The organism is Rivularia sp. PCC 7116, from assembly GCF_000316665.1.
Classification (GTDB): Bacteria; Cyanobacteriota; Cyanobacteriia; order Cyanobacteriales; family Nostocaceae; genus Rivularia.
Genome location: NC_019678.1, coordinates 6,431,889 through 6,455,749 on the forward strand (window position 1 = coordinate 6,431,889; position 23,861 = coordinate 6,455,749).

The following is a 23,861-nucleotide window of genomic DNA, read 5'->3' on the forward strand; positions in this document are numbered from 1 at the left end:
TATGTTTTGTCAAAAATAATGTCTAGCACGATTTTTTTATCAACAAAAAACTTCCAATACCTATTCCTAAAATATTTGGCAGCCATACACCCCAAAAAATTGATATAACCCCAGCCGTACCTAAGCCAGTACTTATAACTCGAATCATGTAATAACCAAAAATAATCATTATAGTAATACCCAAAGCATTGCTTCTAGCTTTTGGTTGTGGATTAATTCCTAAAGCCGAACCGAACAAAGTAAATACGAAACATGAGAAAGGAACAGCATATCTTTCTTGAATATTTACTCTCAACTTACGGATACTTTGTTCGTCTCCAGTAGTTTGTAAAATCGAGAGTCGTTTATAAGCTGCGAAAATACCCATTTCTCTATTATCAAAATTATGATTTGCTAAATCTAATGGTTTTCTATCAAGATTAACCGATAACCTTTCAAATTTAATCAGTTCACCATAAGAGCCATCGCGATTAATTAAATTTTTTTCACCACGATCAAATATCCATTTATTTAAATAATTATTCCATTCAGCCGAATACGATTTAATAATTTCCTTTAAATCACCATATTGATTATAAATAAGTAAAGTTACATCCTGCATCTTTTGGGCGGTAAAACTTTCAGCGTAAAACAAAATTTTTAGCTGATGATTATTATGATAAAAATCTCGATAAACAATGTTTTTATTTACAAGATTATCTCGATGCACATCCATTGATTCCTCTAAAGTTATAGCAGCTTGGTAATTAGCTGGAGGAACTATAATCTCATTTACAAAAAGCATGATGAAAGCAACAATGAGACTTGTGATTAATGCTGGAAATATTAAACGATATAAGCTGATACCGTGACTTTGAAAAGCTAAAATCTCGCTTTTGATAGAAAGTTTACCGTAAACGAAAATTGAAGCCAATAGCATCGTGATTGGTAAAGATACAGCTATAAAAGCAGGAAATTTAAGTAAGTGGATATAAAGTGAAGTTGAAAAAGGTAGTCCTCTATTTGCTACAAATTTTGCTTGCTCAAAAGATATACCAATTAGTTCGACTACGACTGTAGAAGCAGCAAGTCCGAGTATGGAAGGAGGAATTAATTCTTTGATTATGTAGCGTTCTAGGATGGAAAATTGAGGAAGTATATTTAGTTTTTTCATGATTTAAAAAGTTTCTGATGTACGTGTTCGCGCAAAGCGTGCGGCTCAGTGTTCTCGAAGAGTAACCTAATATGGGTGTTGGGTTACGCTTTCGCTTCACCCAACCTACTGACTAAACCGACCTCATAGATAATCTTTCATCAAGAAGGAAGCAATTTACGAACCGTATTTTTCTCTCCATTCTCGTTTGTCTTGTCCATGTTGCCTAATTTGTTCTGCTCTACATAGATCAAGGGCTATAGTATCTAATCCTCGATTAAAGCATTCTTTTATATAATCGTTTATATCTGGAATCGGAGGTTTTCCTCCACTTTGAGGAACTCTAGAAGAACCACCTCCACTAGAAGAAACCTTGCTTGAAGTACCTCCATCGCAAGATGTAGCAAGTACGCATAGAAGCAAAACACCAATACTCAAAACTGATTTACTTGCTTTGATGTTGAATTGATTGAATTTCATGTTTACCTCTTGAAGATTATGATTTGAATTAACTACGTCGAATAGATGAACCATGATTTCTTAATAGCAGCCATTTGTAGCGTGTCGTGGCTGCAAATTTTTCTGTTATCCTGAAGCGTCGATGTATTGTTGAAAGCTGTAGATAATATGATTGTTCTTAAATACTGTTCCCAGCAAAAGTATAGCTACCGGTTTCACCTGGTAAAGCGCTTTCCACTGAAACCAAATAATTAACGTCGGGTTGAATCTTCACATCTATTTGAGCATTTCCAGAACCTAGTGAATTATAACTATCATCAATTATTTCAAAAGTATCGGCATTCAATAGAAATACAAATGGTTCAAAATCTGCTGACTGCACTTCCATACTGATTGTTTGCCCTACTAAAGGTGCTAAGAATTCGGCGGAAACCGTATATGAATCATAGTAGAAAGGTTCTTGATTACCTTCAATTAAGTAAGATAGATCGGAATTACTCAGTTCTTCGTTTACTGAAAATATTGGTGCGATTGGATCTAAAGCAGGATTGGTTGAATTTGCAGCCGTATTTTCCGCTGCATTGAATGTTATCGTCGCATTATATGCTGATGGCACTTCCTTACCGCTAGTTAAATTACGCCCATCCTCAAAGACTAATAAGTAATTACCTGCATCGAGCTGTTCGCTAATTGTTATATCTTCAATTCTGGCTCCAAAACCCCCATTTGTATTTTCGTATTCTGTAAAAGCAATAGTTTCATCTATTGTAGAATCGTACATTCCATCATTGTTACTATCGCGTGCCAAGATAGTATCAGTATCTACAGTTCTTTTATCGATAGTCACCACACCACTAGTAGGCAACTTAAAACTATAGCCTGCTTGCAGTATATTTGTTCCGTATTGCGTAACATTGTCGATATTAGCCGAGCTACCTTTTATTTCTTGCGAAGTACCATTTTCTAAAAATCCTAAGTTAGTGGGGTTGCTGATAATGTCAGCATCTAAACTCAAACGAGATGAGTAATACGCTCCATCTCTATCCAAAGCAGATATGGCATCTTCCCCATTTAAATCATCTCGGAATTCTACGAAATAATTACCTTTTGGTAACTCTATGGTTATTTCGTCTTTAGAATTACCCAGGTTTACTTCGCCGATAATTTCATTAGCTTCATAAATGCCATTATTATTCGTATCTCGCCCCAAGCCAACAATTAAATCAAAGCCACCTGTAGAAAGACTTAAATTACCACTATCAGACAATTCAAACAAATAAACATCTTGAAGATTAGTTTTTCCGAGCTTGCTACCTGGTATGGTTATTTGATTTTCTAAACCCTTGTGCAAGACACCAATATATTGCGGATTATTGCTAGTACTCATGGTATATAATTCTCCTTGTTTGAAGCGCGATGTAAAACAAAGTTAAAAAGACGGAATCTGTCGTAACTTCACTTTAATTAACTACCTCACAAGCTGCTGTAAGGCTTGGTAGAAGACTCTTTTTGCTTGTTACCACTTAAGTTACCACTGATATCTTAGTAATGCAAGCATTTTTACTGAAGAAATGTTACAAGTTTTGTAACGTCTCGTTATTTGGAGTAAAGATTTCTTGATCGAGGATTTCACATAAAAAAGCAGCCATGGGAAGTGGTGTGAGAACTTCGCCGATGGCTGGTAGCACGTCAAATGTTGACTCAGGTGTGCGAGTCAACGAGGAGAAGAAAGACGATAGACAAAGTTACCGCATCGAATCTATGTCTTTCGACTTAATCTTGTTTGTTGTGAATAATTTGAAAAACCGAAGCGCAGAGTTTCCTTGAGTGGTAGATTATATTAAGTCCGGTAGTATTGGGATAAAAAACCGCAGAGAGCGCTGTAGACGCATGAAGTGCGGCTTCTCGTAGAGCGGATGCAGAGGAAGAGGAAGAGAGGGACAATTTTGTCAGGTTTATTCGATGTTGTTTTCCGGCGGAGAGTTAAACAACGTTAAAATTACTTGCATCGTTTAAGCTTTCGGCAGTTGCCCATTTTACGGTTGCTAATACTTCATCACCAGCGAGAATATTGGTAAAACTATCACTCTGCTCAAAGCTCAAATTACCAAATGTCAATCCATCAACTAGTTCAAATTGAGTTTGTTCTAAACGAAAACCGTTGATAATATCTGTACCGTCACCTTGACGTAAAACTATTATGTCTTCACCACCGTTTAGCCATAATATGTCGTTTCCTTCTCCACCATCAAAACGTTCTGCACTACTCGATCCATAAATAGTATCATCTCCTTCTCCACCAAAGAGCATATCGCTACCGCCGTTACCAAATATCAAATCGTTATCAGCGCCACCAGCTAAGAAATCGGGTAGGCTATTACCGTAAAGTTCATCGTTGCCGTCTCCACCAAATTGAAGGCTTATACCGTTGTTGTTATAAATTCTGTCGTCTCCTCCTAAACCAAATAAGGCTTCATTTGTCGAACTAAATAAACTTTCGCTTTGATTTGAACCTGTAACGGTATTTATTCGAGAATCACCTATTGTAACGTTATCGCTGTCGCTACCTCCATCACCTACTGTTCCGTTGTCGGTGTCGTTTCCAGAATCAACTACTGTTCCGTTGTCGGTGTCGCTACCTCCATCACCTACTGTTCCGTTATCGGTATCGTTTCCAGAATTATCAACTGTACCGTTATCGGTGTCGTTGCCTCCATTATCTGTAGATAAAGGAGTTGGATCGATAGTTAATTGATAAGTAGGTAGCTCTGGTGAAATTAAAGGGGATGCAACAGTTCCAATTGGAGCTAATTCTATTAAGTAACTACCAGCAGATAAATCCTCTTGGAAAACTACTGCTGGATCTGTAACTGTACTTATTGGCAATTGAGAAGGTTCTGCGATAACTTCTCCATTGTCAATTACATCGTTGTTGTTTGCATCTTCGGCAATACGAAATCTTACCCTACTACCTGGTATAAACAATCCAGCATCATTAACAGTATCAGATGTAGGAGTTAAGGAAAAACCGTTAATTTCTATATTAGTAGGCTGTTCTAATGTAAATGAGAGAGTATCTTCGACATTACCCCCTGCTGTAAATAACCCGCTAGTTTCAACTTCTGCGTCTTGTAAAATGCCTAAATCTTGTATTTCGTCCATGATTTTACGATTGATTAAGTGTTTTATGAATGTTTTACGTTGGAAAAATCAACTTTGATAGCTCTGATGGTGCGTGACACTACAACCCTCATTGTTACGTTTAAATTTTAATTAAGTGTCACAGTACCCTACGGGGAAAATATGCCAGTTGCGGGCATTCTTTGATTAATCAAAATCAAATAACATTAAAATTTATCTGATTGCTGACAATATCTACAGTTGTAGATTCGACGGTTGCCAATACTTCGTTGTTAGCTAAAATATCTGCCGATTTACCGTATCTGCAAATGTGGGTTTCGTATACAACCCACCGATTGGTGAAGCCCAAAATGGGTTTTGAGAACCTTTTACTTCTACAAATTTTCCATTACCTTTGTTCTCAATCAATTCAATAGAAGTTCTAGAAGCCGTGGTTTTTTGTCCAACCAAAACATCTAAATCCCCGTCCCCATCAATGTCTGTAAATGCAGGTGCGCTATGTCCTGTTGTAGTAAAGCCGTTAAAGGGGTTATCGCTACCTGTTAATTCTTTCATCTTTAGCATTTGTCTTCCCTCTGTCTTTTATCTCTGCCGAACTTCACTTAAGTTACCACTAAGCTTTTTTTAGTGCAAGAATATTTTTTCTGCTGTAGTTTTGTTTGTGGAAAAAATACTTTGAAAATACTTATATTTACTGGTTTAGAGAGAATATTGATTTTTGTAAAGGTTTGGTTTTTGGGTAATTTATTACTTGTAGCTGAAGGATTAAGGTGTTGGATGGGTGCAATAGACTCGGATGAACCTCACCCCTTCCCCTCTCCTTATTAAGGAGAGGGGTGCTAGCTTGTATGCAAAAACGGCTGTCATACGGGTAATTTGTTTTTGTAAATCGAATTAAATTGTTTCACACAAATGAAAATATAATATGATATAAAGTAACGACTGCCGGGTAACTATTGTGATTCCTGAAGATTTTCTTAAAAATATAGCTGCTTCTCATGGTGTCTCAGAATTGGAATGGGATGTGTTGCGTTTATCTATAGACGGAAAATCTATAAAGGCGATCGCCCAGGAATTGGCAATCAATGAAGGCACTGTACGCAAGCGTTTGAGCGATATTTACAAAAAATTTCACATTGATGGAAGAGGACCTGTAAAATTAGCTAAGTTACAACAGTTACTTGTAAATCAGTACCAGGGATTATCTAACGAGCAAGTTTCATCTAACTTAATTACAAATATTGATTCTTCTGTGGGAGATAAGTTACCGCTTAATGCTTCTCAAACTCAAGATTGGGGTGAAGCTCCGGAAGTTTCGGTGTTTTATGGCAGAAAAGCGGAGTTGGAAACCACTACGCAATGGATTTTAGAAAATCACTGTCGCTTAATTGCTTTGCTGGGTATGGGAGGAATCGGTAAAACCAACTTAGCGGTGAAATTAGCTAAAGAAATCCAAGATAAATTCGAGTTTATCATTTGGCGCTCTTTAGATAATCAGCCGTCACCCCAAGAGTTTGTCACGGATGCGATTGCATTTTTATCCAATCATCAGGAAACTGAGTTACCCGCAGACATCAACGAAAAAATTTCACTGCTAATCAAATATTTACGTCAACACCGTTGTTTGCTGATACTTGACGCTTTTGAAAGTGTATTGCGTAGCGGCGATAGATTTGGGAGGTATGAAAAAGAACATGAAGATTATGGCATAGTGTTAAAACGCTTGGGAGAAACAGAGCATCAAAGCTGCTTGTTGCTTTGCTCTCAAGAAAAACCCAGAGAAATTTCTTTATTAGAAAATCCCAAAGGATTGGTGAAGTCACTTAAAGTAGAAGGCTTGAAGGTGGAAGATGCGGCACAAATCTTGCAGGAGCAGGGTTTGACTGCAAAAGAACACTGGAAAAGTTTGATTGATTATGCCAAAGGTAATCCTTTTGCGTTGAAAATCGTTGGTGCAACTATTAAAGATTTGTTTAACGGTAATGTGGCAGAATTCACCAAACATAATACTTGGGTTTTCGGTGATTTTCGGACAATACTCGACGAACAATGGAATCGCTTATCAAAGTTAGAAAAACAAATGATGCAGTGTTTGGCAACTGAAACCAAAGCTGTTTCATTGTCGAAACTGAAAAAAGAAATTCCTCAAATATCAACTTCCGAACTCATAGAAACTTTAGCATCTTTAAAAAGACGGGCATTGATAGATACCAGTCATCAAAATAAAGATGAATCTCAAACATCTTATTACCTGGAATATCTGATCAAGAAGTACGTCAAAAAATATCATTTGAGTCACGACGAATAATTAGACAATTAAATAATTAAAAAGATAAAAATAAATAATCGTGGGATAATCCAATTCCCAATTCCCAATTACCAATTATCAATTACCAATTCCCCATTCCCTATTCTCTCTGCTGCTGTGATTTACTGTATTAACCCCGAATGTAAACAAAGAGAAAATCCCGATAACATCAGTATTTGTCAATACTGCGGAACTAGTTTACTGGTTAATCAGAAATATCGGCTAATCAAACCTTTACGTCCGCTGACGCAGCAAAGCTATGCGGATATATTTGAAGTCACAGATGGAGAAAATAGTAAAGTTATCAAAGTATTAAAAGTAAATAGTCCGCAATTTGTAAAAATGTTTGAAAGGGAAGCATTTACATTACAATTACTTAATCATCCTGGAATTCCCAAAGTAGAACCGGACGATTACTTTACTTTTACACCAAACGATTATTCGGGGGAACTTCACTGTTTGGTGATGGAGAAAATTCCCGGTCAAAATTTAGAGCAATGGTTAATAGAAAATGGTGTGATTTCTTCTAATAAAGCTCTTGATTGGTTGAGACAGCTTGTAGAAATTTTAGATGTTCTACATACAAATTATTTTTTTCATCGGGATATCAAACCTTCAAATATTATCATCAGACCAGATGGTAAATTAGCTTTAATTGATTTTGGTACTGTTAGAGACATTAGCAATACCTATTTAGTCAAAATAGGAGTAGGGGGAAACGAAAATCTCACTACAACTATGTCAGGTGGTTATACACCCCAAGAACAAATTGATGGAAAAGCGGTACCTCAATCAGATTTTTATGCTTTAGGACGTACTTTCGTTTATTTACTAACAGGAAAATCCCCGACAGAGCTTCCTAATAATCCTAAAACTGGTAAATTAATTTGGCGCGATAAAGCACGAAATATTTCTCATCCCCTGGCAGATTTTATTGATGAAATGACGGCTCGATTGCCAGCAGATAGACCTCAAAGGGCATTTCAAATGTTAGAAGATTTAAATCCGGAAAAATTGTTCTTAAAAAGAATATTACGTTTTCTCATGTCTCCTCAATTAAAGTTTATTTCAACAGGTTTTTTGATTACATTAGCTAGCTTTTTTCTAATTCAATTGTGGACAAGACCATTACGAGCGGCTCATGAAGAAATTGAAGGTCGTGAAGCTCTTCAAGATCGTAAATTTGAAGATGCTAGAAAACATTTTGAAGAAGCAACTAAATTGAATCCAAATAAAGCAGATTATCAAAATAGTTTGGGATTAGCTTGTAAGTTGCAGAAAGATTTTGAATGTGCTTTAAATCAGTATGAAAAATCATTAGAATTAGGTAATGGCGATATTTTAACCAAAGCAACAGTCTATTATAATATAGCAACTCTTTTTGAGGATATTAGAGATTTTGATAAAGCAATAGAATATTATAAAAAAGTGATTGCTTATCAAAGTAATAAAGATGATAATGTTAGTGTAGTAGTAGCAGATGCCCGTAATAATTATGCTCGGTTACTAATATGGCAAAAACAAAATAATCAAAAAGCGATAGAAGAAATATCGAAATCTCTAAAATATGTAGAGCCAAAGAATGCTTCCAGAACTAAATCCAAATTGTATAAAAACCTGGGCTGGACATATTTGCAATTGGGTAACTTACAAGCAGCCAAAAAATATTTAGAAAAAGCGATTGAATTAGATGAGTATCAAACAGCAGCAGCCCACTGTCTGCAAGCTACTGTATTGCAACAAATTGACAGTAAAGATACTCTATCTTCATGGCAGAAATGCCGCGATTATGATGCCGATGGTTTACCAGAAGTGGAAACTTGGCAGCTTGATGCAATCCGAAATTTAAATTCAACCAAACAACAAAAATGAAATATAAATTATTTAACTACCTGGTTTTGACGTTAGCTGCTAGCTCTGTAAATTTTACGGTATTGAATAATAAAGCAATCGCTGGAAATCAAGTTTCACAAAATCCCACCAAAATACTATTAGCAAGAAAGGTGATTTGCGATCCTATGTGTCGTGAAGTTAGTCGTAGTGACTCTTTCTATATAATCAGCCCTGTTGGTACTCTAATAGATAACAATTTACCAAAATTTTCTTGGAGCAGGATACCAAAAACCACTAGCTATATTGTCCGCTTGAGTAGCTCGGAAGGAACTTTATGGCAGTCAGAAACTACAAATACCGAAATTTCCTACCCTCAAAATCAACCGGCTTTAAAACCAGGTAAAGCCTATGATTTAACGGTTAAAGCGATTGGTGCAGAAGAGAGAGAGACTGAAACTCGATTTATTATCCTTACACCACAAGAAGCTCAAACAGTGAATAACGAAGTTGCTAATATCCGCAAACAAAATCTTGCTCCACAAGATACAGCTTTAAAAATAGCCGAGCTTTACGAAAAAAATAATCTGACATCTTTAGCCGAAAAGAATTATCAGCAAGCGCTAAATATCGCAGAAAGTAGAGGTGATTTAAACGGGCAAGCTTGGGCGAGAGTTAAACTTGCAAGGGTTAATCTTACTGTAGAGAATCATAAAAAAGCGATTAGTTTATTAAAAACAGCACATGTCAATTACGAAGCATTGAAGAATAAAGAACTTTCCACTCAGATAGCTCAGTTTTTAGGGGAAGTATACGATAGTCTCAACAAAAAACAAGAATCAATCGCTTGGTATCAACAAGCTAAAACTGGATATCAGCAATTAAACGATAAAAAACGTTTGGAATGGGTAGAGAAACAGTTGAATCGATTGAGGTAATTTACCGGAAATTTATGTAGAGACGGGGCGCAGTGCTACGTCTCCAACAGTAAAGTTTTTTATTATCAATTAGCAATCCCCAATGCCCTATGCCCAATTACCCACTAATATAAAAGGTGCCCAATGATAAGGATGATTGTATTTAGGATTATCCAGAAAATTCATTTGCACTTTTCTTAGAGCTTCAGCTTTTGTCATATTTGGCTTGTTCAATTCTTGATAAAATTGCTTCATAAAATCCGCTGTAGATTCATCGTTAACTTTCCACAAACTAGCAACGGTACTGCGAGCTTCTGCTTTTAAAGCAACTCCAGCTATACCCAAAGCAGCACGTTTATCTCCTTTTGCTGTTTCGCAAGCACTTAGCACTAATAATTCAATTGGTTGAGCAGAATTGTCTCTGCGGGTGCGAAGTAATCTATCTAATTCATCTAGCTTAATTTTGTTATGCCAAGCATATATATAAGTTTTTTCGCGGTTAGAACTAAATTGCCCGTGGGTTGCTAGATGAATAAATGGGTAGTCTTTAGCAGCAATTTGTTTGCTTAAAGCTGCACTGGTAAACTGCTCGTTTTTAAGTATTTGATTGGATACCGTTTTTTCTATTCCAGCTAATTCATCTTCTACGTGAAAAAGCTGTGGCAATTTATTAATAAAGCTTTTGGCTTTTCCACTTATTCCTACAAGCAATGCACTCCGCTGTTTCGGTTTTAAATTTCTTTGATTTAATAATTTGGATGCTACATTTACAGCGATACTATATTTTTGAACTAAATACTCTTCTCCATCGTAAAGTGCGGCAAAAGGAACGCTCTGCAAAGTACTATCAACAATAAAAACCAATGTTCCTTCTTTGGGTAAATCATTTTCAAAAGGTTTTATTAGCCAGTTGTAAAGTTGTTGAGCAGGTTCAATATAAGTGCCTTCATCAAATTTGTCACTGGAGCGTAAATTTTCTAAATTGTACAAAACGTCATTAAAATCTTTCTGAGATATATCAAGTTGTTCGCGAAGTAATTTATTTGATGATGGTATCCGAGCAATCACTTCAATGCGGTTTTGTATGATGATAGGATGAATAATTGCTGCTGGAGGCTGCTCTAATTTACTAATCGCAACGGTTTGAGCAGTATCAAGCCGACATCTTAATAAGTTTTCTAATTCTGCTAACTGCAAAGATTCGCTAACTTCGGTTGCTCTTAATATTTTATCGTTGGCTTTTGTTTGTAAAAGTAAATCTAACAATCTACGGTAAACGGGTTCTACATTTTCTAAAAAAGAAAACTGCACGTCGGAATCCGTTGTCAATAAATTGTAACGAACTGATTCTAAAGTATTTATGGCTTTATTGTAAGCCGTTATCGCATTGTCTTTTTTTCCTTGTTCTTCTAATATATGTCCTAGTTGGGATTGCCATTGATAAGCAATAAATGGTTGTTTGGTTGGTTGAGCAAAATAAAGAGCTTGTTGTGTGGATTTATATGCTTTATTTAAACAAGTTTCTGCTGTTTGACATAAATTGTTTTTGCTACTATTTTTAGATTGATTCAAATTTTGGTTTAGCCACCAAGCGCGATATTCATATAAGCTACCAAGATTACCAATCGCATAGGATTTTGCAATATCATCTTTGATTATTTCAGCTTGGGATTCTGCTGAAGATAATTCTTTAATTCTATTTTCCCAATTAGGTTTATTGTTGGTTAATTGAGTTAAACAATTTCTTGATTTAGCTAAATTAATTTGATTGTAAATCTGGTTTTGATTGGGAGATGAATTCCCAATATTGATATCGGACAATAAACTATTTGCTTGAGAGAGTAAATTATTTGTATCATTGTTGTCAGTTGATTTGAACTTGCTTCTAGACAGCAACAGATTGAGTAGATTAATTTTTGCTTTGGTTGCGATGGGTGTAGTTGAATAATTTTCAATTGCTTCCCGATATTTAGACTCAGCATTTTTATACTCCTTTATCGCTTCTAGAGGAAGAAGATTATTATTTTGAAAACAACCCCAACGATAATTATCTTGTTGAGATGCTGTTAAATTCAAGTTTGATGCTTTTGATGCTAAAAATCTATCGCGTTTTAAATTTCCCAAAGACATATAGGTATTTGCCAAACTCAACAAAGTACCTGGCTGAGTTGAAGGTGAATTGTTTTTAGCTACCGTTTCTAAAATATAGCGCGATTCATTTAACTTACCCGTAGCTCGCAAAACATTACCCAAACTGCGCCACCCGGTTAATAAAATATCGGGTTCGGGATGTATCTTGTTTTGTTGTAAAATTGTTTCTAGTTTTTTTGTAGTCAAATCATCGCAACTTTTCTGCTCAATCTCCAAACTTTGCAATAAAATTCCGCAAGCACGAGATAGTAAACCTAATTTTTGCAAAGCACTAGCTTGGTAAATTTGATTCCGAGTTACCGCAATTTCATCTCCCAATTGAAGATAAATTGTTTCGGCTGTTTGCCAATTATTCAAAGCATCATTCGCTTTTCCTAATTCAAACTGCAAACGACCTAAATTAGTTAACGTAATAGCTTGATTCGGTTTATCTTTTTTCTCAGCAAATATTTTTGCTGCTTTCTGAAAATACTCTATTGCTGTTGATAATTGCTGCTGACGATAAAAATATTCACCTTGCTTTACTAAAAGTTGGGGATTATTTGAAATGCTGACTGGAGTTTGAGAAAAAACAGCAGACATCCCCACAATTAAGAAAATAGTAGTTAGAAATATAGCGATAAATTTACTTCGCATTTTCAAATAACCATCAATTAAGGATTGTACTGCAACGTAAAATAAATACCGTTTTCTTGCCATGTTCTCTTCCTAGAATTTACCGATACTAAAGGAATACCCCAATCAAGACGAGCGCGAAAATTATCCCCGTCAATGTACTGCAAACCCATACCAAATGACGAAAGAGTTTGCTTATCTGGATTGCTCCTGCCGCGGCTGTTCCAAGTAGTGCCATAATCAATAAAAGGCACTATTTGCAATATCCCATTACCGGCAATACGTCGTATAACTGGCAACTCAACTGCCGCAGAAATAAAAACCCCGTTATCAGTTAAAAGTTGATCTTGACGATAACCTCTGACGCTCCCCAAACCACCTACAGCAAACTGTTCTGACAATAAAAGAGCCGAAGTTGTTAACTGAGCGTTACCGCGAATTAAGAATAAACTATCTGCTGCTAAACGACGAACATACTGAGCTTGCCCCTGCCACGAAAAAAACCTGCTATCGGGTATTGGCTCAACTCCTGCAACGTCTTCGTTGATAGTTGAATTCAAAGCATTGATGCCAAAATTAAACTGCGATCGCAATGCAATCACTTGTTGCGAATCCTGCTGCTGGTATTCCTGAGAAAATCGCAATGCAGCAATACGAGTACTTCCGTCTTCTTCTGCTCCTGGGGAAAGTGGAAAAGGAGTATCTAACAAAAACGATTTACTTTCTCGCAATGAAGCTGTCAAACCTAAAGAAAATTCCTTGAAACTATTATTCTCGACAGTACGAATAATTGGCTGACGATAACTAACTTCATAGGAGCGCGATTCCGATTCAATATCGGGGCTGTCACCATCTCCATTCAAATCCTTAAAAGGTGGCTCAATTACATCATTATCGTTTTGACTGTAACCAAAACCCAAAGTCCCATTTTTAGAATTAATCGGTAAAGAATAACCAACATTCACCCCATTGCTACCATCGCTGTTGTTGTAAGCCAAGGTGAGATTATCGCCAAATCCCAGTAAATTATTTTGTCTAAAACCAACTTCTCGCTGAAAACTACCTACACTCGGGGAACGACTATTATTCAAACTTAATTGAGGATTGAACGATTGAGCCGGACTATATTTAACCGTTAAAAGACTGCTACCCTGTTCCGTCCCAGGATTAATAGTAGCAGATATAGTTTCAAATAAAGGGTCAATTTGCAATAGTTGCAAAGCCTGCAACAGACGATCCACATTTAACGGCTTTTTATCTTTGATACCCAAACGCTGGCGCAAATATTTTGCCAGTCGTCCCTTTTTCGGGGAATCTAACAGCCTAATATCAATCTGTTGCAACTGACCTTCAACTACCCTGATTTCAACTTCACCTCTTCCTTGCTGTTGCGTTAATTCGGGAATTCTAACCACTGCTCCAGAAGTTTTGTAGCCATGTTGATGATATAAAGCAGTTACATTAACGGCAATTTGCAGCAGTTTGGACAAAGCAATAGGTTGATTGATATCCCCACTATCGATAAATATTTTTGCTAACTCCTCGTCTGTAAAAACCGTGTTACCAATAAATTTAAAATCGGTAACAACGATATTGCTCTGCGTAGCTTCATCAACCTGAGTTGGTTTTTCAGGAGAGGGTAACTGCAATGGCTTTTCTTGGGAATCGGGAAGCTTAGGGGTAGTCTCAGGGGGATTTGGCAGAGGTTGAATATCCTGCGGTGGTGGGAAGGAATTTATTTCTTCGAGACTGGGAACTTGGGCTATAACAACTCCTGCATCTAAAAGCTTATTTATAAAAAAAAATGAAGTAAATAAAATTACTTGAGATAAAACACCATTAAAATAAAACTTAGTTAACATAGCGTGCAGATACATAGAGAAAGAGCTGGTATTGCACGCGCTGAACTGACAAATTAAATTGCTTATTGCTAAGGCTTTCAATCATACTTTTGATGAAAAACGCTTTTGTAATTTCTTTGTATAGAATTATTCCATACAAATTAGATTTCTAGTAATTATAATCATATTTTTTAATACTTGCTTGTCAACGATGAAAATTGATATTATTCCGCAAACCGCATAAGTTCTTCTCACTTGCATTTATTTACCAGTAAAAGCGAGAAGAAACTATGCCAAATTCAACTTATTCTCAGGGTTTAAGACTGTTACTACCAGAAACCGTATGGCTAGAACCCGAGCATTTTGTATTAGCGAATGAAATTAATTATCCCCATACAATCAGCGGTAAAGATAATTGGCAAGGCTATTTGAATAGATTAGCATTAATTGCCCTTGAGGTATGGTTGCAAATTAGGCTGGCTGACGAAGATATGCGCTTAACCAATAAAGTAATTTTAAAAGATACTAGCACAATCAAAACTGCTGGTATTCTCAGAGTTGACAACTTCAAATTTTGCGCGATCGCTACCGAAAATTTGCTAGACGAAATTGTGAATATACCGCAAGAGCTAATCGAAAAACCAGAATTGACAGCCCATTTTTATGTTATTATAGAAATACTAGAATCACAAGAAGAAGTTATAATCAAAGGCTTTTTAACTTACAAACAGTTGATAGAGATTAAAAGTAGCTTGAAATTATCGATATCCCAAGGCTGCTATCAATTACCGCTGTCTGTATTTGATAGCGAACCAAACCATTTATTACTGTATAAGAGATACATCCAGGCATCGGAATTTGCTTTACCCGTAGTGGAGACTCAAGCTACTCGCATCAGCAATTTATCAGGAATAGTCACCACAACAACAACTAAACTAAGTGAATTGAAATTTAGGTTTTGATTTCAATATCTCTTGGAAAGGATAGGGAGGGGGAGAGGGGGTAGAAGGGGTAGAGGGGGAAGAATAATTTTTTATGTTTCCTATGCAGCCTTCATAATTAATGAAACGAACTACTAGAAACATTTACGCTAGCTTTAGTTTGACAATCAATATACTGAAAAATCCTCACCGAATAAGGTAAAAACTCAGAAGCTCCCGAATTTATTCGTGGGAGACAATTACGATATCATGTCCGACAAATCACCCATAATATGTCATTGTTCGCTGTGCGAACAATGACATTTAATTTAAAGGACATGATATGACTGGTAATTTGACAGAGAATTAGGTCAAATCTTTTTGTAGCGAAGATTCACTAAGGAGGGTTATTTCTAATTTTTATTGTTGGCACTTATTTTGCAAAAACCGAACAAAATCTAACACTTGTTGTAAGAGAAGTTCGGGTACTTTTTCAATTTCTTGTAGAAGTTGTTATTCTATTGTCATGGTAAGTGGTTTAATTAGAATTTGATGTCCATAAAGTTTGTATCAGAAGATATTTTATCGTTTTTCTGGTTCCCCGGTTCCACCTGTAAATAATAAAAAGTTTTGATTACAATATTAAGAAGGTTAACAAAAAATGATTCATCACATTTCAATTCCTGCGAAAAATCCCGCTCATGTCGCTTCTGTATTAGCCGAACTGTTTAATAGTAAATATTGCGCTCCTTTTCCATCCCATGAAGGTAGCTATGTAGCTTTGGCTGGTGATGAGTACGGAACTGTAATTGAAGTTTATCCCTTGGGTACCCAAATGACTCCAGGAGAAGACGATAAACCAATACAATTTCAACTCGAAAATAACCCCAACCAATTTATTGCTACTCACGCTGCAATGTCCATTCCCCTAAACCAGTCGCAAATAGAAGCTATTGCCGAGCGGGAACAATGGCGATGCGTGCGCTTTAGTCGTGGCGAATTTGACGTGATTGAGTTTTGGGTGGAAAATACCGTATTGCTGGAATTAGCGACACCAGAGTTAGCTGAACAATACACCACCGCTTTTAAACCAGAAAAAATAGCTGAATATTTTGCCCCAAAGAATTCTTAAAAAGTCTAAACATTAATTACTCCCTTCCCCCTCTCCCAAATAGTGGTAAATGTCTGCATACATTACAAAAAAGGCAGAGGGCAGATGGCAGCTATGTTAGAAGTATTAATAAAAACTTTAGTTCTGAGTTTAAAGCTCAGTAACAAATGTCACGACGATAGAACGGTAAGTGTAATTCGTAATTCGTAATTCGTAAAACTTTGGGATGTAAACACGGGTGAAGAGCTTGACTTAGTGGGCAATACTACGAGATAAGGGTGGCTTACTCAAACAAGACAAATCAATTTATATTTCAATTTCGCAACGCCAAAAAAAAGCGATATGACTACATATAAGTCATATCGCAAATGATATTTTCACAAAAATAGTACAAATATATATTTTGCGTCATTCGAGTCAAAGCCCAAAGAAAGCGGTTGCTCAAGAATGTTTATTTCTTGAAAATTAAAACAAAGTCAATACTTGTCGGTTAAGACGATATCCTCCCTAACCCTCCTTAAAAAGGAGGGAAATAAGCCCCCTTTTTAAGGGGGTTTGGGGGATCTAAAAAAGAAGTTGGATTCCTTAAGCGAGCAGTATTGAAAACAAAGTTTGGTTTTTCAAACCTCTTATCGAGGAGATGGTAAATCGTGAATATTGCGAATTACTACCGAACGAGCCAACTTATAGGCTGCATAAGCATCTACTAATCCAGTTCCTGTAGCTCCGTCATGCCCGTTACCTGCGGGTAAACCTTCGCGTGATGTTAGACATGTTCCGTTGCTATTACCTTTTTTCACATCTCTAGCTGATGAGCGCAAAATCGATTTAATTAAAGAAGGTGAAAGTCCGGGTTGTACCTGCTTGAGCAAAGCACAAATACCAGCAATTTGGGGGGAAGCTGCACTAGTTCCGCTGATTACTGCCCAACCATCATCTGTACCCGTTTCATCTTTGCTAGGATATCCATTTCCGCCTAAGCCCCTGTCAATTTGGTCGCCAGGTTCTACGGGTAACATGATGTAAATAGCGTTTGGCTTCATGCCTACTAATCCGCAAAAATCCGGTACGTGTCTTCCTGGATAAATCTGACTGTCAAAACTGCTGGAATAGTCAGATGCTTCTAACAAGAAATCATCTCCATCTAGGGTATCGTGAGCGTAAACGCCACCAACAGAAATGACTTCGGGCATCATACCAGGAAAACCAGCATGACCGTTACCGGCGGAGAAACAGACTGTAATACCCTGCTCTTGAACTGCTTCTATGATTGCTGCTTCTAAAGGCTTGAGAGAATTCGGCAAAGTTTCGCCGCAGATATTATAACCCCAACTGTTGGTTATCACTGCCGGATGTAGGTCGGAGGCAGTCTTAAAAGCCAAAGTCGCGTTGCCACCCATTTTCACGCCGATAAAATCAATATCTGGTGCATTGGCAAAGATATTGGCAGCTTCAGCAGTACCGTGTCCGCTTTCATCTCGTTCTACATTGGTTGCATCTGGTGCCAGAGTTGCTTGATAGTTATAACCATGCCATTTGTAAAAGGAATGCTTGTAGAATCCACTATCTACCATCGCCACTAATACACCTTTCCCCGTAATACCAACCTTATGTACTGGTGTTGAACGGCATACTGTCGCGACATCTGCGGGAACTGTAAGGTGATGATATTTGACTCTTGGGGGTAGGGGTGATTCAAACAGAATTGGCGGACTTTGGGGATAAGCGCGCTCTATCAATTCAGAAAGTTCTGGTGGAATTGTGAAGGGTACACCAGCAACGTGAGATAAGTAGGTAACTTCTCCGACACTAGGACTTACTGTTTGGCTCCTAGATTCAACTCTGGTACCAAAAACCCGTTCCCATAACTCTCGCGGACCATCTGCACTAATTGAAAATGTGCCTATCTGCTGTACGCGAAAACCTAGGGACTGAAGTACCGTAGCCGCTCGCATAGCTCTTCCGGGAGGAGGAGCAAATTGTTGGAGATTATCCGGTGCGAGGTAAGTTTCTGCGGCAAACATCGATTCACCCGTTTCAGAGCGCAAGACTGCCTCAAAATAAACTCGCTCCTCTTTATTCTCCGATAGATATGTCATTTTACTTTCCTATAATTATGGTTGTACCTGGAAAAATTCCGGCGGCTCTATAAACATCACCTCAGAAATCGAACTTTCCAGTTTTTCAGGAATAACAAGGTTATCAGTTACGGCTCTTGAATAGGTCTTCTGGGCTTCTATTTCTGCTATAACAGTTTTCTTTTCTTCCTTGAATGAGACATTAAAAGTTGATTCCCATAAGGAGCGCGGTGCTTGAACGCTGATAGTTTTGCCAACGCGCAATATTTTAAAACCCAGACGTTGCAGTTCTAAAGCAGCTTGCTTACCCTTGTTAGGTAATGGTTCTATTTCCGCCGAAATAAGGTTTTGAGGCATTGTTACTTCCTCTATCTGCTGATGATTTATAGATTCGGTAGATTTGCTTGAGGTAGAATCTTCTTTCCCTAATAAAACCTGGTTTTTCTTGCTATCGGGGGCACAACTACTGCTTGCAAATACAAGAATTATAATCGCCAGCCAAATTGTCGGAGATTTCACTTTGCTTACCTCGTTACCTTATACTACTTCTTCTATTTTGTTGACTTATGAGGGGTGAGACATAGTTTCTTCCTCTAGAACTCTAGCAAACCAAAATTGCCGGGTGAGGCAAGAGAGGGGAGAAAAAAATTCTGTTTTTACAATACACCCCGCAAAGTTCGCTTCGCGTGCTACTAGTGGTTCGCCAAGCGAACTTTGCTGGGTTTAGCGTGGAAATAAAAAGTTTTTTCTCCCCCTGCTCCCTCCGCTTCCCCTGCTCCCCCTGCCTGCCCTTACCCGGCAATTGTGGCTTGCCAGAGTACTAGTTCGAGAACTGTGATGCCCGAAAGGCGACGCGAAGGCGTATCGCAACTTCGGAAGTAGATATATTAATAGTTATCTGTCACGAGAACTTATGCAGTTGTAATAATTTAGAAAAAAATATTCATAAAATAAGACTTCTAGCATCTGCACCACTTGATTAATTGACTGTTCTACCAAACTACGCGATTTACACCCCGCCTACTTCCTCAATGCAACACCGTAATTTCTTCATTTGGCAGGATAAATTGTTTACCGTTGTTATTCTATCTGCTTTTAATAAAACCGATTTTTTAGTATGTATAAAGTTTATATTTTTTAACTAATAGTTCGCATTGCTACATATATTTGTATGACTATCTATTCATACCTTTTTTCTAGTAGTAGTTTTTTTCATTCATTTTGACGGGTATAAATTTTTTCTCCCCCCTCTTCCCCCTCTTCCCCCTCTCCAATACCACACGGCATGACTCTACCCAGGGGTTTTCATTATAGAACTAATGTACTATGATATTTTTTAAGATTAAATTGTGAATGGCTAGCAGGCGTAATTGCGCGGTGTGTTTAGCCTATCGCTATTTATGGGAATAATAGCAGTGGTTTAGATATTTACGTATAAGTGTCATGGCAGAGAATCAACAACCAGGAAAATATGATGCTGTCTTAGGAGGGAAAAATCCACCTCCAGTTGATAGTGCGGTATTGGGTGGAATTGAAGGAGTAAAGCGTAGATTATCGAATCCGGTAGTTGACGTAAAATTGGCAGCGCTTACCGATGCTCTTAACTATCAAGAAGCTGGTTTGGAGTTGGTGATTCAAGCTTTGCAAAATAAGCCAAAAATAATACAGCGTTATGCTTATAAGTTATTGCGACGAAGAAAAGAAACCCAGGTAAAACAAGCTTTAGAGCATTATCAGCCTTGGGATTTATTCGAGAGATTGCAGGGATATATTGGTTATAAAGGGGAGCACGCCGGAAGATTTGCGAATCGTTTAAGTGTAGATTACAATCTGGAAGTTGGAATTGAAGACTCTACGAATACAGCTTATGCTTTACGATGGGATTGGGATGGCGATCGCCCTACCATAGCAGAACAAATTACAAGCATTTCCCAAGATTCCCAAGCCGGTAAATTAGAAGCTTTGATTATTGGCTTGTGGGCTGACGATACAGAAGTTGGTAGCGACGAAATTGTCAGTAGACTGGTTGATGCAAAAGATAAATTAACCAACTTAAAAGCCATCTTTATCGGTGATATTCACTACGAAGAAAGCGAAATATCGTGGATTGCACAAGGTGATATAAGTCCGATTTTAAGAGCATATCCTCAATTAGAAGTATTGCAAGTGCGCGGTGGAGACGGGTTACAATTTAATGCTCCGGTAAGACACAACAATCTACAAACGTTGATTGTAGAAACTGGGGGATTGAGTAGCGAAACAGTTGCTCAAATTTGTAACATGAATCTTCCAGCATTAGAGCATTTAGAATTATGGCTTGGTAGCGATAGCTATGGTGGAGATTGTAGGATTGTAGACGTAAAACCGATTTTAGAAGACTTAATATTTGCCGATTTAAATTATTTAGGATTGCGTAACAGTGAATTTGCAGATGATATTGCAGAAGCAGTAGTTAAATCTCCTTTAATTGAAACAATTAGCGTACTTGATTTATCGCTAGGAAATTTGAGCGATAAAGGTGCCGAATATTTGCTTAATTGTGCGGCGGTGAATGAGCTTGATATTCTTAATGTTTCCGAAGCTCGTTTATCAGATGAAATGGTTGGTAAATTGTCCAAACTTGATTGTCGGTTGTTAGCAGAAAAACAGGATGCTGATTCTCATTATGATCATGAATATCGTTATTGTGCCGTGACTGAGTGAAAACCTCACCCCCAGCCCCTCTCCTTGTTAAGGAGAGGGGAGTACGGAAGAAGTTTTTAGGTATATAAAATCATCTATGATTCATCATTTTAAATTAATTATGAATCTGAAGATAAAGTGTCAATTAAGAAATATCAATTAATAAAAATATGAATAGCAATCAAAATCAACCAAGAGAATTCGATGTTGTTTTAGGTGGAAACAATGCACCTCCGGTAACTGGTGCTGTGTTGGGAGGAATTGAAGGTGTTAAGCGACGGTTGGAAAGTGAAATTGTAGATGTACGAATTAAAGCGCTTTCTGATGCTCTTAACTATCAAGAAGCTGGTTTAAATTTAGTTATTGAAGCTTTGGAAGATGATTCGTTACAGGTAAAAGGTTTTGCTTCGAGGTTGTTGAAGAAATTCGGAGGTGAAAAAGGTAAACAAGCGCTGTTGGAATTCGATCCTTATTTGTATTTTACGAAGTTGGAAGATTGGGAAGTTGAAGAGTTTGATTATGAAGTTGGGATTGTGAATCCAGAGGGTAAAGCTTATGTTGTGAATTTGGAGAAATTACGGCTTTTAGTACAAGATGATAGAGTCAATGAAGTTGAAGCTTTGATTTGTTATTTGCAAGACTATAATGTTTATTACGAAGTTAGCCAAGAATATGATGATTTAGCTGAGTTTTTTGATAATAATCGGAAAGAATTAGAAAATTTAAAAGCTTTATTTGTAGGTGATGCACAAATAGATACATTTAGAAAATCTTATCTCGGAATTGGTGATATAACTAATTTGTTATCAAGTTTTCCAAATTTAGAAGTTTTGCACCTTCGCGGTTGCTGTACTGATTTATGCAGCGGTATGTTAGGACATAATAATTTAAAAACGCTGGTTATTGAAACGAGAGATATTAGTGATATGTCAATTCAGGTATTGTGCTCTCTGAATTTACCAGTTTTAGAATATTTTGAGTTATGGATAGGTAGAGATTTTGAAAATACTTGTGACAATGTTATCAAAAGTATTAAACCAATTCTTTTTGGCGAATCATTTCCGAAGTTAAGTTATTTAGGAATACGTAGCTGTGAATATGCTAATGCTGTTGCTGAAGCAATTATGGAATCTTCTTTTATGGCTGATTTTCCTATAATTGATAATCTTTTCGTGCTTGATTTAACGATGGGAAATTTGACAGATGAAGGTTTAGACAATTTGATTGGAGTTCCGGCTATTTCTAATTTACATACTCTTGATGTTTCTCATAATTGTGTAAGTGAAGAATTTCTCGAAGGAGTTGAGCATTTATTACTTCATTGTTGGATAATTTCAGATTTTCAAGAAGAAATAGCTGATAGAGGAGTAGGTGCATCCCGTTACTTTGCTTTACATGAGTAATACCAAAAACAATAAAATGAAAAATCTTACAATCATAGCCAACCCGGAAAACCGTCGCGTCGGATTGCTCCAAGAAGCGATCGCCAATCTCAATCTACCACCCGCAACCGTTATCTCCTATGCAGATTTAATTACAGGAAAACAAAACCTCGAAGTCACACCCAATAACATCATCCGCTTTGATTCTCCGGAGAAGAATTTTGATGTTGATAAGGCAATTATTGCTGCGGGGGATTTGAGAGAGGGGGAAGAGGGGGGAGAAATTAATAATTATCAAAAAATTAGTTCTCAAGATGTTGAGAAGTTGGAGTTTGATAAGGGAAGAATTCTTTATCCGCGACAGTGGTATTTGGGTTGGCGAAATTTGTTACGACGGTGGGAGAAAAACCTCACCCCTAACCCTTCTCCTTGTTTAAAGAGAGGGGAGAAAAACCTCACCACTAAATCGTCTCCTTGTTTAAGTAGAGGGGAGAAAAACCTCACCCCCAGCCCCTCTCCTTGTTTAAGGAGAGGGGGATTGGAAGTTATGAATCATCCTGGGGATATTGCGGTGATGTTTGATAAACCAAGGTGTCACGAAAGATTTAGCAAAAATAACGTTCCGGTAGCGCGTTGTTTGGGGAAAATTCATAATTACGAACACTTACGCCAACAAATGCAATCTCAAGGTTTAGAACGGGTTTTCATTAAATTATCTCACGGTTCGAGTGCTTCTGGAGTGATTGCTTACCGCGCTAATTCCCGCTTTGAATCGGCTATCACCACGGTGGAAAGAGTACGAGAAGACGGGGAAACTTTACTTTATAATTCCCGCAGAATTCGTAACTATACAAAACGCGAAGAAATCGCCGATATTATCAATATTTTAACTGCCGAAGGGGTAATTGTTGAGGAATGGCTACCGAAATCGCGGTTACAAGGATGCGGTTTTGATTTGCGAGTTGTGGTTATCGATGGTGAAGCACAACATACAGTTGTTCGTTTGGGAAAAAGTCCCATGACTAACTTACATTTGGGTAACGAAAGAGGAAATATAGATGAATTTTTAGACAAGGTTGGTGATGAGAATTGGCAGAAAATGAAACGTACTTGCGAACAAGCTGCTGCTTTATTTCCTAATAGTTTATATTGCGGAGTTGACTTGATGATTTTACCGGATTGGGAGCAACACGCTGTTTTAGAAATAAATGCTTTTGGGGATTTGTTGCCGGGGATTACTTATTGTGGTTTAGATACTTATGAAAGCGAATTGAAAGCGATTATTAAATGAAAT

Annotated in this window: 18 protein-coding genes and 1 pseudogene; 9 read left to right on the plus strand and 10 right to left on the minus strand. The window is 37.3% G+C overall.

Going from position 1 to position 23,861, the window contains the following annotated elements; all coding sequences use genetic code 11:
* Positions 1-22: 22 nt before the first annotated feature.
* The 3 genes from RIV7116_RS24845 to RIV7116_RS24855 form a co-directional block, all read right to left on the minus strand.
* Entirely contained in the window at positions 23-1,153 is a 1,131-nt protein-coding gene (locus RIV7116_RS24845) for an LptF/LptG family permease (protein ID WP_015121084.1), read from the minus strand.
* A gap of 156 nt (positions 1,154-1,309) precedes the next feature.
* Positions 1,310-1,666, minus strand: coding sequence for a hypothetical protein (locus RIV7116_RS24850; protein WP_157229328.1), 357 nt, complete (start codon positions 1,664-1,666; stop codon positions 1,310-1,312).
* A gap of 103 nt (positions 1,667-1,769) precedes the next feature.
* The gene (locus tag RIV7116_RS24855) at positions 1,770-2,978 is read right to left on the minus strand and encodes a hypothetical protein (RefSeq protein ID WP_015121086.1); all 1,209 of its coding nucleotides are present in this window, start codon (positions 2,976-2,978) and stop codon (positions 1,770-1,772) included.
* Between the two features lie 272 nt (positions 2,979-3,250).
* On the opposite strand from RIV7116_RS24855, the gene RIV7116_RS24860 reads away from it, so the two are divergent.
* The gene (locus RIV7116_RS24860; RefSeq protein ID WP_198287551.1) at positions 3,251-3,418 is read left to right on the plus strand and encodes a hypothetical protein; all 168 of its coding nucleotides are present in this window, start codon (positions 3,251-3,253) and stop codon (positions 3,416-3,418) included.
* A gap of 156 nt (positions 3,419-3,574) precedes the next feature.
* Here RIV7116_RS24860 and RIV7116_RS24865 read toward each other — a convergent pair whose 3' ends face one another.
* Together RIV7116_RS24865 and RIV7116_RS24870 are read right to left on the minus strand one after the other, a co-directional pair.
* Positions 3,575-4,753, minus strand: a complete 1,179-nt coding sequence (locus RIV7116_RS24865; protein WP_015121088.1) for a calcium-binding protein — start codon at positions 4,751-4,753, stop codon at positions 3,575-3,577.
* Positions 4,754-5,008: 255 nt separating this feature from the next.
* Entirely contained in the window at positions 5,009-5,287 is a 279-nt protein-coding gene (locus tag RIV7116_RS24870) for a VCBS repeat-containing protein (RefSeq protein ID WP_044291178.1), read from the minus strand.
* A gap of 403 nt (positions 5,288-5,690) precedes the next feature.
* Between RIV7116_RS24870 and RIV7116_RS24875 the strand changes: the two genes are divergently transcribed.
* The 3 genes from RIV7116_RS24875 (at position 5,691) to RIV7116_RS24885 (ending at position 9,808) form a co-directional block, all read left to right on the plus strand.
* On the plus strand, positions 5,691-7,040 hold the full coding sequence (locus RIV7116_RS24875) for an NB-ARC domain-containing protein (protein ID WP_015121090.1): 1,350 nt from the start codon (positions 5,691-5,693) through the stop codon (positions 7,038-7,040).
* A 117-nt stretch (positions 7,041-7,157) separates the two neighbouring features.
* A complete protein-coding gene (locus tag RIV7116_RS24880) occupies positions 7,158-8,912 on the plus strand; it encodes a tetratricopeptide repeat protein (RefSeq protein ID WP_015121091.1) in 1,755 nt (584 codons plus the stop codon).
* Complete coding sequence (locus RIV7116_RS24885) at positions 8,909-9,808, plus strand: lipopolysaccharide assembly protein LapB (protein ID WP_015121092.1); 900 nt, start codon at positions 8,909-8,911, stop codon at positions 9,806-9,808. Before RIV7116_RS24880 ends, RIV7116_RS24885 begins: the two co-directional genes overlap by 4 nt.
* 87 nt (positions 9,809-9,895) lie before the next feature.
* Here the strand turns inward: RIV7116_RS24885 and RIV7116_RS34180 are convergent, their stop codons facing one another.
* Both RIV7116_RS34180 and RIV7116_RS24895 read right to left on the minus strand, forming a co-directional pair.
* Positions 9,896-12,637 (minus strand): CHAT domain-containing protein, encoded by a 2,742-nt coding sequence (locus RIV7116_RS34180; protein ID WP_015121093.1) that lies wholly within the window; start codon positions 12,635-12,637, stop codon positions 9,896-9,898.
* Entirely contained in the window at positions 12,592-14,415 is a 1,824-nt protein-coding gene (locus RIV7116_RS24895) for a ShlB/FhaC/HecB family hemolysin secretion/activation protein (protein ID WP_044291179.1), read from the minus strand. The genes RIV7116_RS34180 and RIV7116_RS24895 overlap by 46 nt, the downstream gene beginning before the upstream one ends.
* A 269-nt stretch (positions 14,416-14,684) precedes the next feature.
* On the opposite strand from RIV7116_RS24895, the gene RIV7116_RS24900 reads away from it, so the two are divergent.
* Positions 14,685-15,356 carry a DUF1822 family protein gene (locus RIV7116_RS24900; RefSeq protein WP_015121095.1) on the plus strand — a complete coding sequence of 224 codons (672 nt, stop codon included), beginning with the start codon at positions 14,685-14,687 and terminating at the stop codon, positions 15,354-15,356.
* Between the two features lie 378 nt (positions 15,357-15,734).
* Here the strand turns inward: RIV7116_RS24900 and RIV7116_RS37430 are convergent.
* Positions 15,735-15,815: pseudogene (locus tag RIV7116_RS37430) on the minus strand (DUF2281 domain-containing protein); the annotation flags it as partial.
* A 160-nt stretch (positions 15,816-15,975) separates the two neighbouring features.
* Here RIV7116_RS37430 and RIV7116_RS24905 point away from each other — a divergent pair.
* Complete coding sequence (locus RIV7116_RS24905) at positions 15,976-16,446, plus strand: hypothetical protein (RefSeq protein ID WP_015121096.1); 471 nt, start codon at positions 15,976-15,978, stop codon at positions 16,444-16,446.
* 608 nt (positions 16,447-17,054) lie between these two features.
* On the opposite strand, the gene RIV7116_RS24910 is transcribed toward RIV7116_RS24905, so the two are convergent.
* Both RIV7116_RS24910 and RIV7116_RS24915 read right to left on the minus strand, forming a co-directional pair.
* Positions 17,055-18,524 (minus strand): S8 family serine peptidase, encoded by a 1,470-nt coding sequence (locus RIV7116_RS24910; RefSeq protein ID WP_015121098.1) that lies wholly within the window; start codon positions 18,522-18,524, stop codon positions 17,055-17,057.
* A 15-nt stretch (positions 18,525-18,539) separates the two neighbouring features.
* Positions 18,540-19,022: a hypothetical protein gene (locus tag RIV7116_RS24915; RefSeq protein ID WP_015121099.1), complete on the minus strand. Its 483-nt coding sequence runs from the start codon at positions 19,020-19,022 to the stop codon at positions 18,540-18,542.
* Positions 19,023-19,946: 924 nt separating this feature from the next.
* Between RIV7116_RS24915 and RIV7116_RS24920 the strand changes: the two genes are divergently transcribed.
* From RIV7116_RS24920 to RIV7116_RS37150, 3 genes are all read left to right on the plus strand, one after another.
* On the plus strand, positions 19,947-21,206 hold the full coding sequence (locus RIV7116_RS24920; RefSeq protein WP_015121100.1) for an STM4015 family protein: 1,260 nt from the start codon (positions 19,947-19,949) through the stop codon (positions 21,204-21,206).
* Positions 21,207-21,355: 149 nt separating this feature from the next.
* On the plus strand, positions 21,356-22,588 hold the full coding sequence (locus RIV7116_RS24925) for a hypothetical protein (RefSeq protein ID WP_015121101.1): 1,233 nt from the start codon (positions 21,356-21,358) through the stop codon (positions 22,586-22,588).
* A 16-nt stretch (positions 22,589-22,604) separates the two neighbouring features.
* Entirely contained in the window at positions 22,605-23,858 is a 1,254-nt protein-coding gene (locus RIV7116_RS37150; protein ID WP_044292308.1) for an STM4014 family protein, read from the plus strand.
* The last annotated feature ends 3 nt before the right edge of the window (positions 23,859-23,861 follow it).

Bases quoted from the DNA above. Each gene is read 5' to 3' on its own strand.
- RIV7116_RS24925 (WP_015121101.1), top strand. From the start codon at position 21,356: ATGAATAGCAATCAAAATCAACCAAGAGAATTCGATGTTGTTTTAGGT.
- RIV7116_RS24900 (WP_015121095.1), top strand. From the start codon at position 14,685: ATGCCAAATTCAACTTATTCTCAGGGTTTAAGACTGTTACTACCAGAA.
- RIV7116_RS24895 (WP_044291179.1), bottom strand. From the start codon at position 14,415: ATGTTAACTAAGTTTTATTTTAATGGTGTTTTATCTCAAGTAATTTTA.
- RIV7116_RS24845 (WP_015121084.1), bottom strand. From the start codon at position 1,153: ATGAAAAAACTAAATATACTTCCTCAATTTTCCATCCTAGAACGCTAC.
- RIV7116_RS24870 (WP_044291178.1), bottom strand. From the start codon at position 5,287: ATGAAAGAATTAACAGGTAGCGATAACCCCTTTAACGGCTTTACTACA.
- RIV7116_RS24855 (WP_015121086.1), bottom strand. From the start codon at position 2,978: ATGAGTACTAGCAATAATCCGCAATATATTGGTGTCTTGCACAAGGGT.
- RIV7116_RS24910 (WP_015121098.1), bottom strand. From the start codon at position 18,524: ATGACATATCTATCGGAGAATAAAGAGGAGCGAGTTTATTTTGAGGCA.
- RIV7116_RS24920 (WP_015121100.1), top strand. From the start codon at position 19,947: ATGGCAGAGAATCAACAACCAGGAAAATATGATGCTGTCTTAGGAGGG.
- RIV7116_RS37150 (WP_044292308.1), top strand. From the start codon at position 22,605: ATGAAAAATCTTACAATCATAGCCAACCCGGAAAACCGTCGCGTCGGA.
- RIV7116_RS24865 (WP_015121088.1), bottom strand. From the start codon at position 4,753: ATGGACGAAATACAAGATTTAGGCATTTTACAAGACGCAGAAGTTGAA.
- RIV7116_RS24885 (WP_015121092.1), top strand. From the start codon at position 8,909: ATGAAATATAAATTATTTAACTACCTGGTTTTGACGTTAGCTGCTAGC.
- RIV7116_RS24905 (WP_015121096.1), top strand. From the start codon at position 15,976: ATGATTCATCACATTTCAATTCCTGCGAAAAATCCCGCTCATGTCGCT.
- RIV7116_RS24850 (WP_157229328.1), bottom strand. From the start codon at position 1,666: ATGGTTCATCTATTCGACGTAGTTAATTCAAATCATAATCTTCAAGAG.
- RIV7116_RS34180 (WP_015121093.1), bottom strand. From the start codon at position 12,637: ATGGCAAGAAAACGGTATTTATTTTACGTTGCAGTACAATCCTTAATT.